At 53.8% G+C, this 14,187-nt stretch carries 10 protein-coding genes and 1 tRNA gene; 3 read left to right on the forward strand and 8 right to left on the reverse strand.

The annotated features are described in order from the left end of the window. Positions 1-210 precede the first annotated feature (210 nt). From OGY68_RS08825 to OGY68_RS08835, 3 genes are all read right to left on the reverse strand, one after another. Positions 211-298 (reverse strand) — tRNA-Ser (locus tag OGY68_RS08825). A 148-nt stretch (positions 299-446) separates the two neighbouring features. Continuing rightward, positions 447-1,124, reverse strand: coding sequence for an isochorismatase family protein (locus OGY68_RS08830; protein ID WP_003831673.1), 678 nt, complete (start codon positions 1,122-1,124; stop codon positions 447-449). 16 nt (positions 1,125-1,140) lie between these two features. After that, positions 1,141-2,001 (reverse strand): pirin family protein, encoded by an 861-nt coding sequence (locus OGY68_RS08835; protein ID WP_057068006.1) that lies wholly within the window; start codon positions 1,999-2,001, stop codon positions 1,141-1,143. Positions 2,002-2,109: 108 nt separating this feature from the next. Here OGY68_RS08835 and OGY68_RS08840 point away from each other — a divergent pair, with 108 nt between their 5' ends. Beyond that, positions 2,110-3,021, forward strand: a complete 912-nt coding sequence (locus OGY68_RS08840; protein WP_003831675.1) for a LysR family transcriptional regulator — start codon at positions 2,110-2,112, stop codon at positions 3,019-3,021. 79 nt (positions 3,022-3,100) lie between these two features. On the opposite strand, the gene infA is transcribed toward OGY68_RS08840, so the two are convergent. From infA to trxB, 5 genes are all read right to left on the reverse strand, one after another. Continuing rightward, positions 3,101-3,319, reverse strand: a complete 219-nt coding sequence (gene infA, locus OGY68_RS08845) for a translation initiation factor IF-1 (RefSeq protein WP_002211347.1) — start codon at positions 3,317-3,319, stop codon at positions 3,101-3,103. 285 nt (positions 3,320-3,604) lie between these two features. Beyond that, the gene (gene aat, locus OGY68_RS08855; RefSeq protein WP_048235731.1) at positions 3,605-4,309 is read right to left on the reverse strand and encodes a leucyl/phenylalanyl-tRNA--protein transferase; all 705 of its coding nucleotides are present in this window, start codon (positions 4,307-4,309) and stop codon (positions 3,605-3,607) included. A gap of 44 nt (positions 4,310-4,353) precedes the next feature. Beyond that, complete coding sequence (cydC, locus tag OGY68_RS08860) at positions 4,354-6,075, reverse strand: heme ABC transporter ATP-binding protein/permease CydC (protein ID WP_057068008.1); 1,722 nt, start codon at positions 6,073-6,075, stop codon at positions 4,354-4,356. Then, positions 6,076-7,842 carry a heme ABC transporter permease/ATP-binding protein CydD gene (gene cydD / locus OGY68_RS08865; RefSeq protein WP_057068009.1) on the reverse strand — a complete coding sequence of 589 codons (1,767 nt, stop codon included), beginning with the start codon at positions 7,840-7,842 and terminating at the stop codon, positions 6,076-6,078. 114 nt (positions 7,843-7,956) lie between these two features. Then, a complete protein-coding gene (gene trxB, locus OGY68_RS08870; RefSeq protein ID WP_003831889.1) occupies positions 7,957-8,925 on the reverse strand; it encodes a thioredoxin-disulfide reductase in 969 nt (322 codons plus the stop codon). 547 nt (positions 8,926-9,472) lie between these two features. Here trxB and lrp point away from each other — a divergent pair. Continuing rightward, a complete protein-coding gene (gene lrp, locus OGY68_RS08875) occupies positions 9,473-9,967 on the forward strand; it encodes a leucine-responsive transcriptional regulator Lrp (RefSeq protein WP_002439523.1) in 495 nt (164 codons plus the stop codon). A 134-nt stretch (positions 9,968-10,101) separates the two neighbouring features. Next, positions 10,102-14,127: a DNA translocase FtsK gene (gene ftsK / locus OGY68_RS08880; protein ID WP_286616956.1), complete on the forward strand. Its 4,026-nt coding sequence runs from the start codon at positions 10,102-10,104 to the stop codon at positions 14,125-14,127. Positions 14,128-14,187: the final 60 nt, after the last annotated feature.

Consider the following 14,187-nt stretch of genomic DNA (forward strand, 5'->3'; position numbering starts at 1 on the left):
ACTTTCGTACGAGCTCTTCTTAAAATATGGCGGTGAGGGGGGGATTGACTCGCTTTGCTCGCCCCTACGGGGCAGCCCGTTCGCTGCGCTCCCGGTCTGTCCAACTGGCTGCGCCAGTAGTCGAACCCCGGTCGGGGCTTCTCATCCCCCCGCAGATCTGCAACATGCGAAAAAAAAGCCCGTACTTTCGTACGAGCTCTTCTTAAAATATGGCGGTGAGGGGGGGATTCGAACCCCCGATACGTTGCCGTATACACACTTTCCAGGCGTGCTCCTTCAGCCACTCGGACACCTCACCATATTGTATTGCTGCCTGACCGCTTGGGGGCAACGGGGCGCTACTATAGGGAGTTGCGCTAAAACGGTCAAGCAGAATTTACGTGTTAACTCTCGTTTGGTTACGCAATATACATATTCCTCCGCCCAGGCAGGCGCGGAGGAAAGGATTAGCGCTGAGAGTCCAGTTTTTCGCCGCTGGTCACGACTTCCTGAGCTTTGCTGTAGCTTTCGATCAGCAACTGATAAGCCGGGAAGACTTTGGTATACACTTCCGCCCATTCGGCGGCGTCTTCACGGTTCCAAGTGCCCTGAATTTCAGAAGCGACTGCGGCGGTATCCATCGGCACGACGCCAGCCTGAACAACACGAGCCAGGGTGATTTCCTGCGCCATTTTGCTGTAAGTACCGGAAGCGTCGATCACAGCGAAAACCTTATAGCCTTCCGCAACCGCGCTGATAGCCGGGAAAGCCATGCACACGCTGGTAATCGTACCGGCGATAATCAGCGTTTTACGACCCGTTGCTTTGACCGCTTTCACGAAGTCTTCGTTATCCCAGGCGTTGATTTCGCCTTTACGCGCCACATATTGGGCATGCGGCGCATTGGCGTGGATCTCAGGGATCAGCGGGCCGTTAGGTCCCTGCGGTACGGATGCCGTGGTAATCACCGGCATCTTCGCCAGAGTCGCCATTTTAGCCAGCGCGGCGGCACGCGCACGCAGTTCTGGCATTGGCATGTCGCCGACGGTCTGGAACAGCCCGCTCTGATGATCGATAAGCAGCATGACGGAATCATTCACATCGATGACCGGACGTGAACCATTAAAGTTTGCAGGACTGGACATATTCTTCTCCTTCGATTCAGATTTGGCCAAAGCGGCCGGAGTTAAAATCGCGTACGGCTTCAGCGATTTCTTGTTTCGTGTTCATTACAAATGGACCGTAACCTACAATCGGCTCGTTCAACGGTTCTCCAGAAAGCAGCAGCACGCTGGCGTCGCTGGAGGCTTCAATATGCAGCGTTTTCCCCTGCTGGCTCAGCACCACCAGTTGCGCTTCGCTGGCAGACGTAGTGCCGTTTACGGTGATATTCCCTTTCAATACCACCAGCGCAGTGCTCCATCCTTCCGGCTGGGACAACGTGAGCTGATGATTACGTTGCAAACGCATATCCCAGACGTTCAGCGGCGAGAAGGTATGTGCCGGGCCTTTTGTATCCTGATAGCTGCCCGCAATCACACGAACGCTCCCTGCTTCATCAGGCAGGGCGACAGTGGGGATCACATCGCTGCTGATGCCCTGGTAACCCGGAACGGCCATTTTGTCTTTTGCTGGCAGATTGACCCACAGCTGTACCATTTCCAGTTCGCCACCCTGACGGTTAAATTCAGGTGAATGGAATTCTTCGTGTAATATTCCTGCTCCTGCGGTCATCCACTGCACGTCGCCGGGGCCGATAATGCCGCCGCGACCGGTTGAATCACGGTGTTCAACTTCGCCACTGTAAACGATTGTCACCGTCTCAAAACCACGGTGAGGGTGTTCGCCTACGCCGCGTTTTTCGTTACCCGGCGTAAACGTATGTGGACCGGCGTAATCCAGCAGCAGGAACGGACTTAGTTGCTCAGCATGAGACTGGTAAGAAAACATCGAGCGAACCGGAAATCCATCGCCAACCCAGTGTGGGCGAGGTGCGGTGTAGACGCCTGTTACTTGTTTCATATTTGTCTCCTCTGTGGCGTTATCTTGATGTGAATAAGCTTATATTCATGACAGCGAGCTGAGTAGTAGCTAAAATAGTCCTCACTGTCTCATAAATAGGACAATTAGATGACAAAGCCGGATCTCAATGATTTTGCATGGTTTGTACATGTTGTAGAGGAAGGGGGATTCGCGGCGGCGGGTCGGGCGCTTGATGAACCGAAATCAAAACTAAGCCGACGGATAGCGCAACTGGAAGAGACGCTGGGAGTTCGACTGATTCAGCGAACCACCCGCCAGTTTAACGTGACTGAAGTTGGACAAACCTTTTACGAACACTGTAAGGCGATGCTGGTGGAAGCGCAGGCAGCGCAGGATGCGATTGCCGCGTTACAGGTTGAACCGCGTGGCGTGGTGAAGTTGACGTGTCCGGTCACGCTGCTGCATGTGCATATCGGGCCAATGCTTGCCCGTTTTATGGCGCGTTATCCTGACGTATCAGTGCAACTGGAGGCCACTAACCGCCGCGTGGACGTGGTTGGAGAGGGTTTGGACGTGGCGATTCGCGTCAGGCCCCGACCATTTGAGGATAGCGACCTGGTGATGCGTGTGCTGGCGGACAGGGGGCATCGTTTGTATGCCAGCCCGCAGTTAATCGAGCAAATGGGAACGCTACATTCTCCGGCGGAGCTGACGCGTTGGCCTGGCCTGAGTCTGGCGACGGGTAAACATGTGCATCGTTGGGAGTTATTCGGGCCGCAGGGCGCACGTGCGGAGGTGCATTTCACGCCACGTATGATCACCACCGATATGCTGGCGTTACGTGAAGCCGCAGTTGCCGGTGTGGGGGTAGTTCAACTTCCACAGCTGATGGTAAAAGATCAAGTAGCTGCGGGTGAACTGGTGGCATTGCTCGACGGCTGGGAACCGAAGCGAGAAATAATTCACGCAGTCTTTCCATCACGCAGGGGATTATTGCCGTCAGTACGCACATTAGTGGATTTCTTAACGGAAGAATATGCGCGGATGATTGAGGATTAAATACCTGACCTTGGCCCACAAAAAAGGCCGGTTAAACCGACCTTTTATTATCTGGACGCCATTCGGGCGTTAAAAACAATCAGCGACTACGGAAGACAATGCGGCCTTTGCTCAGGTCGTACGGGGTCAGCTCAACAGTCACTTTGTCGCCCGTCAGGATGCGGATATAGTTTTTACGCATTTTACCGGAGATGTGTGCAGTAACCACGTGACCGTTTTCTAACTCTACGCGGAACATGGTATTAGGTAACGTATCGAGAACGGTACCCTGCATTTCAATATTGTCTTCTTTGGCCATCTAATCCTCTGGGGTATCACTACCGTAATTTGAACCGGCAAGATAATGCCGAAGTTCTTTTAATAAGTAAAGATTTGTGCGTTTAAAACACAGCAAATCGGGTTTGGCGCATTACTCTAACCACACACGGCAAAGCCGCACTTAAAGCGCAACGTGTAAGGGAACGAGGAGATAAACGATAGGCGTTGCCTGACGCGAACTGTTCCTTAACGGCGGCGGGGTAATGGGCTAAACCAACTCTGCGCGACAATTATAACACCCCGACAAAAAATGTGCCGAAAACATTCACCTCTGAGGCGAAAATAACGTCCTGGGAACCCAGAAATGGCTCGGTAGCCGCTGCTGGCGCAGTCTGCTCAGGTGTTCAAGGTACTCCCGACGTGGGGTTTCGACGGCGCCCAGCGAAGCTGTGTGGCTATTTAATACCTGGCAGTCGATTAATTTTCCGCCCTGACGGATAAATTCAGCGCAAAAAACAAGCAGTGCGGTTTTGGACGCATTTTCCTGACGGCTGAACATTGATTCGCCACAAAATAGCGTACCTTGCGCCACGCCATACATACCGCCCACTAATTCATTTTGTCGCCATACTTCAATGGAGTGCGCATGGCCCAGCTCGTGCAGGCGATGGTAGGCGTCCACTACATCATGCGTTATCCAGGTGCCTTCTTCCCGGTCGTTCGCGCAGCCTTCAATCACCTGACCGAACGCGTAATTGAGCGTCACGCGATAAGGTGAGTTTTTATGAAAACGTTTCATGCTGCGGCTGAGATGAAATTTCTCGGGCCAAAGAATGGCGCGTGGATCGGGCGACCACCAAAGGATGGGGTCGCCAGGTGAAAACCACGGGAAAATTCCGCGCTGGTAGGCCATTAACAGTCGAGCTGGACTGAGATCGCCGCCAAGCGCCAACAAACCGTTAGGCTCGCGTAAAGCGCCTTCCGGTGAAGGGAAGGCTATAGAATGGCGGGACAATTGCACCAGGCGCATGACAGCGAAACTCCACTACGCGAGTTTGATCGTTCAATAATAGCTTACAGACGTTGCTTAAACTGGTAATAACGCCCCTGCCGGGCTAACAAATCTGCGTGATTACCTTGCTCAATAATGTGTCCGTTGTCCATCACTATTATTTGATCAAAACGTGACAAGCCACGCAGACGATGTGTCACCATCAGTACGGTTTTATCGCGCATGACATCGCCAATTAATTCAAGCATTTGGCTTTCTGTTGTGGCATCAAGCCCTTCGGTCGGTTCATCCAGCAGCATCAGTGGGGCATCGTGCAATAAGGCGCGGGCGATAGCCAGACGACGGAGTTCGCCGCCAGAAAGCTGACGACCGCCTTCGCCTAACCAGGCATTGAGTCCATCACCCTCTAGCAGTTTGTCCAGACCGACGCGGCACAGCATTGCGGATAATGTGTCATCACTGGCGTGCGGTGCTGCCAGTAGCAGGTTATCGCGAAGCGTCGCGCTGAACAGGTGCACGCGCTGTGGCACGACGCTGATGCTCTGGCGCAGCGTGGCTTCACTGAGGGCTGAAATCGGCTGCTCATTAATCAGAATTTCGCCGTGCTGCGGATCCCATGCGCGGGTCAGCAATTGTAGTAACGTTGACTTACCGCAGCCGGTGCGACCGAGAATCGCAATGTGTTCACCGGGCTGAGCCTGCAGCGAAAGGGTGTCTAGCGCTTTTTGTGCTTGCCCCGGATAGCTGAATGAAACATCGCGTAGCGTGAGAGTGACCTGCTCAGAAACTGGAGAACCGGCATCCGGGAAGGTGACTTCTGGCTGTTGTTCGGTCAGTTCGGTGATGCGCAGCGCAGAGGCAATAACCTGTCCGAGATGCTGAAACGCGCCGGTGACGGGTGCCAAAGCTTCAAACGCGGCCAGCGCACAGAAGACAAACAGCGCGATCAGTGCGCCAGGTTGAGTATTGCCACCCACGCCGCCTGAGGCCATCCATAACATTACAACCACTGCCAGTGCGCCGACTAACAGCATGACCGCCTGTGATAGCGCCGTTAATTCAGACTGACGTCGTTGGGCTTCGTGCCACTGCAACTCGGTGGCTTCCATTTGGGCGCGGTAACGTTCACTGGCGCCAAAGATGGTCAATTCAGCCTGGCCCTGCAGCCAGGATGTTAACTGCTGACGATACTGCCCACGTAAATGCGTCAAGCTTTGCCCGGTGCTTTTACCTGCCTGATAAAAGAGTGGGGGCAAGATAAATAAGGTCAGCAGCATAATACCGCCGAGAGTGATAGCCAGCGTGAAATCGAGAACGCTTAGCCCCAGCGTGACCACCATGATGACGACAAAAGCGCCCACAAGCGGGGAGAGCACGCGCAAATAGAGATGATCGAGCGTGTCGACATCTGCCACTACGCGGTTAAGCAATTCACCTTGTCCATAACGGGACAGGCCAGCAGGGGAGAGCGGCAGCAGTTTGCTGAAGGTATAAATACGCAAATGTTGCAGCACGCGGAACGTCGCGTCGTGGCTGACCAGCCGCTCGAAATAGCGGCCCGCGGTTCGGGTGATTGCCGCACCGCGTACCCCGGCAGCAGGGAGCATATAGTTAAAACTGTAAATCCCGGTGACACCCACCACAGCAGAAGCCGACAGGAACCAGCCGGAAAGCGTCAGCAAACCAATACTTGCCAGCAGTGTGACGATCGCCAGAACGATCCCCAGGGTTAACATCCATTTGTGACGTTTATACAGCGTCAGATAAGGTAGCAAAGCGCGCATTTAAATGTCCTCCTGACGATGAGCCAGTAATGTCGCAAACGCCCCGTTGGCTGCGCTAAGTTCGGCATAAGTGCCTTGTTCAACGATCTGTCCGTCCTGCATCACCCAGATAGCGTCCCAGTCGGCAAGATCTTCAAGTTGGTGTGTCACCATCAGCGTGGTCTGGCGGCGTGACGCTGCTTTCAACGCCTGCATCACGCGTTGTTCGCTGTGTGCATCAAGGCTGGCGGCGGGCTCGTCAAGCAACAACAACTGACATGGATTGAGTAAGGCGCGAGCCACGGCAACGCGCTGCGCTTGTCCGACAGAAAGTCGAGCAGCCTGATCGCCTACTGGTGTATCCACACCCTGTGGCAGAAGTGGTAAAAACTCACTGACCCAGGCGCTGTCGAGTGCGGCTTGCAGCTGTTCTTCGCTGGCATCGGGGCGAGCGAGCAGCACGTTATCACGTAACGTGGCGGCAGGGAGCTGCGGGTTTTGTCCAACCCAAGACAGCTGTTTGCGCCAGCAATCAGGCGACAGGTCGCGCAGCTCAAAGCCGTTAATCCGCAGCGATCCCTGATAAGAGAGAAAACCGGACAGGACATTGAGCAACGAACTTTTGCCGGAGCCGCTGCGGCCAACCAGCACCGCGCGTTGGCCCGCTGGCAGGGTAAAGTTGAGCGGACCAGCAAGCACTTTACCTTCCGGCGAGGTGATGACCAGATCTTCTGCTTCAATTGAAACTGCGTCTTTTGTTGTCAGCTCAATATCACCACGCTCAGGATGTGCAAGCGGGGTTTCCATGAAGGTTTTCAGACTGTCTGCTGCACCAACGGCTTGTGCTTTGGCGTGATAAAACGTGCCCAGATCGCGCAGGGGTTGGAAAAATTCCGGCGCCAGAATGAGCGCCAGGAAGCCAGCTGCCAATGTGACGCCAGTCCCGTAGTGGCCAAAATCGAGTTCACCGAGGTAGGAAAAACCGAAGTAAACCGCGACCAGTGCGATGGACAGGGAGGTAAAGAACTCAAGGACACCGGATGACAGAAACGCCAGGCGCAGGACTTCCATGGTGCGCTGGCGGAAATCCTGTGACGCTGCGCGGATGCTTTCTGTTTCAGCTTCACCGCGGCCAAAGATTCTTAGCGTTTCCATGCCCCGCAGGCGATCGAGGAAATGGCCGCTGAGGCGAGCAAGAGCCTGAAAGTTGCGGCGGTTAGCATCGGCTGCACCCATACCAACCATCGCCATAAACAACGGGATCAGCGGGGCAGTTCCAAGCAGAATAAGGGCGGCTACCCAGTTTGACGGGAATACCGCCGCCACGATCAATAAGGGGACGCATACGGCCAGCGCCATTTGCGGCAGATAGCGTGCATAGTAATCATGCATGTCATCAATCTGTTCCAGGATTAGCGTAGCCCAGCTCCCGGCTGGTTTACCTTGTATCCAGGCGGGACCTGCTTGTTGCAGACGGTCAAGCACCTGGCGGCGAATCTCAAAGCGGATATGTTGGCCAGCATGAAACCCGACGCGTTCGCGTAACCAGACGACCCATGCCCGCAGGATGAAAATCAATACCAGCACAATGAAAGGGAGCAGAAGCGCCTCTCTGGGGATATTGTCCATGATCATATGGTCGAGAATTCGGGCCATGAGCCAGGCCTGAGCGACAATTAACAGGCCGCTCACGAACCCCAACAGGCGTGAAATGTTCAGCCATCGTTGGGAAATTACACTTTGCTGTTTTAACCAGCGGGTCAGCTCTTTTTGACGGGTTTTATTCATTGCACGCTTAGCAGGTGAGTTATTGGAATTTTTGGGCAGGACAATGTTACAACGAGGCAAAAATAAAGGCGACTTATAGTCGCCTTTTTTACTTTTGTTACTGATTTGTAAAACTTATTTGCAAGCGTCTGCCAGACCGTCGAGATAACGCTCTGCGTCAAGCGCAGCCATACAACCGGTGCCTGCTGAAGTGATCGCCTGGCGATAAATATGGTCCATCACGTCACCGGCGGCGAATACACCCGGAATGCTGGTTTGGGTGGCGTTACCATGAATCCCGGACTGAACTTTGATGTAGCCATTTTCCAGTTCAAGCTGACCGTCAAAAATGGCGGTATTCGGGCTGTGGCCGATAGCGACAAACAAGCCTGCAACGTCAAGTGACTCGACGTTGTCAGTGTTTTGCGTATCGCGCAGGCGCAGTCCGGTTACGCCCATTTGATCGCCGGTCACTTCTTCCAGTGTGCGGTGGGTATGCAGCACGATGTTGCCGTTTTCGACTTTATCCATCAAACGCTTGATCAGGATTTTCTCGGCGCGGAAGCTGTCGCGACGGTGAATCAAATGCACTTCAGATGCGATATTCGCCAGGTACAGCGCTTCTTCAACAGCAGTGTTGCCGCCGCCGATCACCGCAACTTTTTGGTTACGGTAGAAGAAACCGTCGCAGGTCGCGCAGGCGGAAACGCCACGGCCTTTGAAGGCTTCTTCTGAAGGCAGACCCAGGTAGCGTGCTGACGCACCGGTGGCGATGATTAGTGCGTCACAGGTGTATTCACCGCTGTCGCCGGTCAGACGGAAAGGGCGGTTTTGCAGATCAACTTTGCTGATATGATCAAAAATAATTTCAGTTTCAAATTTGGTCGCATGTTCGTGCATGCGTTCCATCAGCAATGGGCCTGTGAGATCGTGCGGATCGCCAGGCCAGTTCTCCACTTCTGTTGTTGTGGTCAACTGACCACCTTTTTCCATACCGGTAATCAGTACCGGTTGCAGGTTCGCGCGTGCAGCGTAGACCGCAGCGGTATACCCCGCAGGGCCAGAGCCCAGAATAAGAAGTTTACTGTGTTTGGTTGCGCCCATGAGATCCCCATAGTTGTTAGCAGGCAATGAGCAGGATTGTAGGGAATTTACAGGCGTAAAAAAAGAGTATGGCGATTTTGTTAACAATATGTGTAATAGCGGGAACCGATGAGCGGCAGAATTAGTCGTAATACTATAACGATTTCTACTTAAAATCGGTCAGTTATAAGGTGATAAAATGACGATTTTCCATCACTGCGAATGAATAACTGGCATGTTGTACTAAAAATCGATGTTTTGCTTTGACAATCCCCTGCTGTTTTGCGAAAACATTCAAGGAAGAAAAAAACTGTGTCATGTATGTGCTGCATAATCATGCATGTAGATACCATGTTTACCGTGTTAGCGAAATCTACGCATGGTGTGGACAGATGCCATTCGTGATGTCGATAGCCGCCGACAGGCAACGGTCTTCTCACCATAAACCCAGACATTGCGAACCGAAAATCCCTCTGGGTTGCGGTTTATTTTGATGGGTAGCGACTCTGAACAGTGATGTTGGTAGAGTCAGGCAGGAGTAGGGAAGGAATACAGAGAGACAATAATAATGGTAGATAGTAAGAAGCGCCCTGGCAAAGATCTCGACCGTATCGATCGTAACATTCTTAATGAGCTGCAAAAGGATGGGCGTATTTCTAACGTCGAGCTTTCTAAACGTGTGGGACTTTCACCAACGCCCTGCCTTGAGCGTGTGCGTCGGTTGGAAAGACAGGGTTTTATTCAGGGCTATACAGCGCTGTTAAACCCGCATTATCTGGATGCATCACTTCTGGTTTTTGTTGAGATTACTCTGAATCGTGGCGCCCCGGATGTGTTTGAACAATTTAACTCTGCAGTACAAAAACTTGAAGAAATTCAAGAGTGTCATTTGGTTTCCGGTGATTTCGACTATTTGCTGAAAACACGCGTACCGGATATGTCGGCATACCGTAAGCTGTTGGGGGAAACCCTGCTGCGTCTGCCTGGCGTGAATGACACACGTACTTATGTAGTAATGGAAGAAGTCAAACAGAGCAATCGTCTGGTAATTAAGACGCGCTAACACGGAACAGGTGCAAAATCGACGCAGTTTGATTACACTCCTGTTAATCCATACAGCAACAGTGCCGGGGCAACCCGGTGCTGTTGTCCGTTTTAGCATCGGGCAGGAAAAGCCCGAAACCTGGAGAGCCGTTTTTGAGCCAGGAATACACTGAAGACAAAGACGTCACATTGACGAAGTTAAGCAGCGGGCGCCGACTTCTGGAAGCGCTACTGATCCTTATTGCCCTTTTTGCCGTCTGGTTGATGGCTGCCTTACTCAGCTTTAACCCTTCGGATCCCAGTTGGTCGCAAACCGCGTGGCATGAGCCTATCCATAATCTGGGTGGAATACCTGGAGCATGGCTGGCGGATACGCTGTTCTTTATTTTTGGCGTCATGGCCTACACCATCCCCGTCATCATTGTCGGTGGCTGCTGGTTTGCCTGGCGACATCAGGCCAGCGACGAATACGTCGATTATTTTGCCGTCTCGCTACGCATTATTGGCGTTCTGGCGCTGATTCTCACTTCCTGCGGGCTGGCCGCAATTAACGCCGATGACATCTGGTATTTCGCCTCTGGCGGCGTGATCGGCAGTCTGCTCAGCACCACGCTACAACCATTGCTGCACAGCAGCGGCGGCACGCTGACATTGTTGTGCATTTGGGCAGCGGGATTAACGCTGTTCACCGGTTGGTCATGGGTGAGCATTGCGGAAAAACTGGGCGGCTGGTTACTCAATATCCTGACGTTTGCCAGCAACCGTACCCGCCGCGACGATACCTGGGTCGATGACGAAGAGTATGAAGACGAAGAAGAGTCTGTCGACGCCGCTGATGGCAAACCCCATGAATCGCGCCGAGCTCGTATCCTGCGCGGTGCGTTAGCGCGCCGTAAACGTCTGGCGGAGAAATTTACCAACCCGCTTGGTCGTCATACCGATGCGGCGCTGTTCTCCGGCAAACGCATGGATGATGAAGACGAAATTGAATACAGCGCCCGTGGCGTGGTTGCCGATCCTAATGATGTGCTGTTTTCCGGTAATCGCGCGACGCTGCCTGAATATGACGAACTTGATCCACTGCTTAACGGCCACTCGGTGACCGAGCCTGTGGCTGCAGCAGCTGCAGCTACAACAGCCGCTCAGGCCTGGAGCGCACCGGTCGATCCGTTACTGCAAACGTCACCCGTGACCAACACTGTTATGGAGCAACCGGTCCCAACTGTGGCCTGGCAACCCGTGCCTGGCCCGCAAACCGGTGATGCCGCGATTGCACCAGCGCCTGAAGGTTATCCGCAGCCAGCCCAGTACGCGCAACCTCCGGTGCAGCAGCCGTATGAGCCATGGCAACAACCGGTTGTGGAGCAGAGTCCGCAGCCGCAATATTACGCACAGCAGCCCGTTGAACCTGTTTATACGCAGCCTGTCGCGCCGCAGCCGGAAGCTGTTTATCAGCCGGAGCCCTTGCTGCAACCTGTCTATCAACAGGATCCGACCTCTCAACAGAACGCCGCATTCCAGCAGCCTGTTTATCAGCCGGAGCCTGTGCAGCAACCTGTTTATCAGCAGGATCCAACTTTTCAACAGAGCACTACGTTCCAGCAGCCTGTGGTTGAACAACCAACAGTGGTGGAACCTGAGCCGGTGGTTGAAGAAGTTAAACCGACTCGTCCGCCGCTCTATTACTTTGAAGAAGTCGAAGAGAAACGTGCGCGTGAGCGTGAGCAACTGGCCGCATGGTATCAGCCGATTCCAGAACCTGCTCAGGAGCCTGAGCGTGTTAAGCCGTCTACGCCGTCTATGCCGACGACTGCATCCATACCGCCCGTTGAGTCTGTTGCTGCCGTTGCACCGCTGGCCGCTGGCGTAAAAAGCGCCGCGTTAGGGGTGAGTGCCGCTGCCGCAGCACCTGTCTTTAGCCTTGCAGGCAGCGGTACGCCGCGTCCGCAGGTGAAAGAGGGCATTGGCCCGCAGTTGCCGCGTCCGAATCGTGTGCGCGTGCCTACTCGTCGTGAGCTGGCTTCATATGGCATAAAACTGCCGTCACAGCGTATGGCTGAAGAGAAAGCGCGCGAAGAGCAGCTTGATACAGATGCGTACAGTGACGATGAAATGGATGCAATGCAGCAGGACGAGCTGGCACGTCAGTTCGCTCAGTCGCAGCAGCATCGTTATGGCGAAGAGTATCAGGACGATACCCACCAGACTGATGACGAAGATTCAGCCGCAGAAGCGGAACTGGCCCGCCAGTTTGCTTCTTCTCAGCAGCAGCGTTATTCCGGTGAACAGCCTGCCGGAGCGAATCCATTCTCCCTCGATGACTTTGAATTTTCGCCAATGAAAACGCTGGTGGATGAGGGGCCGCATGAGCCGCTGTTTACGCCTGGCGTAATGCCGGAGCCCGCGCCGCAGTACCAGGAACCCGTTGCGCCGCAGCAGCATTATCAGCAACCGGCGCAGCCAGTTGCACCGCAGCAGCATTATCAGCAACCGGCGCAGCCAGTTGCACCGCAGCAGCACTATCAGCAACCGACACAGCCAGTTGCACCACAGCAGCATTATCAGCAACCAGCGCAGCCAGTTGCATCGCAGCAGCATTATCAGCAGCCAACGCAGCCTGTTACACCGCCGCCGCAGGATAGTCTGATCCATCCGCTGCTAATGCGTAATGGGGATAGTCGTCCGGCGCACCGTCCAAGCACGCCGCTGCCATCGTTAGATCTGCTCACGCCGCCGCCGAGCGAAGTTGAGCCGATAGATACGTTCGCACTGGAACAAATGGCACGTCTGGTGGAAGCGCGTCTGGCGGATTTCCGCATTAAAGCCGATGTGGTGAACTACTCTCCTGGCCCGGTGATTACCCGCTTTGAGCTTAATCTGGCTCCAGGGGTTAAAGCGGCGCGTATTTCTAACCTGTCACGAGATCTGGCGCGTTCATTGTCGACCGCGGCGGTACGTGTGGTCGAGGTTATTCCAGGCAAACCGTATGTCGGACTAGAGTTACCGAACAAAAAACGTCAAACCGTTTATCTGCGTGAAGTGCTGGATAACGCTAAATTCCGTGATAACTCATCTCCGCTGACTGTGGTGCTGGGCAAAGATATTGCGGGCGAACCGGTGGTGGCCGATCTGGCTAAAATGCCGCACCTGCTGGTGGCAGGGACAACCGGTTCCGGTAAGTCTGTTGGGGTGAACGCCATGATCCTCAGCATGCTGTACAAAGCGCAGCCGGAAGACGTTCGCTTTATCATGATTGACCCGAAAATGCTGGAACTTTCTGTTTATGAAGGTATTCCGCATCTGCTGACTGAAGTTGTGACCGACATGAAAGATGCCGCCAATGCCTTGCGTTGGAGCGTCAATGAAATGGAACGTCGCTACAAACTGATGTCGGCGCTTGGCGTGCGTAACCTTGCTGGTTATAACGATAAGATTGCTGAAGCCGCCCGTATGGGACGACCGATTCCAGACCCATACTGGAAGCCGGGCGACAGCATGGATGTTCAGCATCCGGTGCTGGAAAAACTGCCGTATATCGTGGTGTTGGTGGATGAATTCGCCGACCTGATGATGACCGTTGGCAAAAAGGTGGAAGAACTGATCGCTCGTCTGGCGCAAAAAGCGCGTGCGGCGGGGATCCATCTGGTGCTGGCAACCCAGCGACCGTCAGTTGACGTTATCACCGGTCTGATTAAAGCGAACATCCCGACGCGTATCGCCTTTACAGTGTCCAGTAAAATTGACTCGCGTACCATCCTTGACCAGGGCGGAGCGGAATCGCTGTTGGGTATGGGTGACATGCTTTATTCTGCACCAAACTCGACGATCCCTGTGCGTGTACACGGCGCCTTTGTACGCGATGAAGAAGTTCACGCGGTAGTTCAGGACTGGAAAGCGCGCGGCCGTCCACAATACGTTGATGGCATTACCTCTGACAGCGAAAGCGAAGGCGGCGGTGGCGGCTTTGATGGTGGTGAAGAACTGGATCCGCTGTTCGATCAGGCGGTGAACTTTGTCACTCAGAAACGCAAAGCCTCAATCTCCGGCGTCCAACGTCAGTTCCGTATCGGTTACAACCGAGCGGCGCGCATCATCGAACAGATGGAAGCGCAGGGAATAGTCAGCGAACAAGGGCATAATGGTAATCGTGAAGTGCTGGCTCCGCCGCCCTTCGAATGATTGCAAAGTTAAGTAATTCAGTATTTTCTACTTTCCTCATGCTGATTTTTGGCCTGAAAT

The organism is Citrobacter sp. Cpo065, from assembly GCF_030332805.1.
Classification (GTDB): Bacteria; Pseudomonadota; Gammaproteobacteria; order Enterobacterales; family Enterobacteriaceae; genus Citrobacter; species Citrobacter portucalensis.

Bases quoted from the DNA above. Each gene is read 5' to 3' on its own strand.
- OGY68_RS08830 (WP_003831673.1), bottom strand. From the start codon at position 1,124: ATGTCCAGTCCTGCAAACTTTAATGGTTCACGTCCGGTCATCGATGTG.
- OGY68_RS08835 (WP_057068006.1), bottom strand. From the start codon at position 2,001: ATGAAACAAGTAACAGGCGTCTACACCGCACCTCGCCCACACTGGGTT.
- OGY68_RS08840 (WP_003831675.1), top strand. From the start codon at position 2,110: ATGACAAAGCCGGATCTCAATGATTTTGCATGGTTTGTACATGTTGTA.
- infA (WP_002211347.1), bottom strand. From the start codon at position 3,319: ATGGCCAAAGAAGACAATATTGAAATGCAGGGTACCGTTCTCGATACG.
- aat (WP_048235731.1), bottom strand. From the start codon at position 4,309: ATGCGCCTGGTGCAATTGTCCCGCCATTCTATAGCCTTCCCTTCACCG.
- cydC (WP_057068008.1), bottom strand. From the start codon at position 6,075: ATGCGCGCTTTGCTACCTTATCTGACGCTGTATAAACGTCACAAATGG.
- cydD (WP_057068009.1), bottom strand. From the start codon at position 7,842: ATGAATAAAACCCGTCAAAAAGAGCTGACCCGCTGGTTAAAACAGCAA.
- trxB (WP_003831889.1), bottom strand. From the start codon at position 8,925: ATGGGCGCAACCAAACACAGTAAACTTCTTATTCTGGGCTCTGGCCCT.
- lrp (WP_002439523.1), top strand. From the start codon at position 9,473: ATGGTAGATAGTAAGAAGCGCCCTGGCAAAGATCTCGACCGTATCGAT.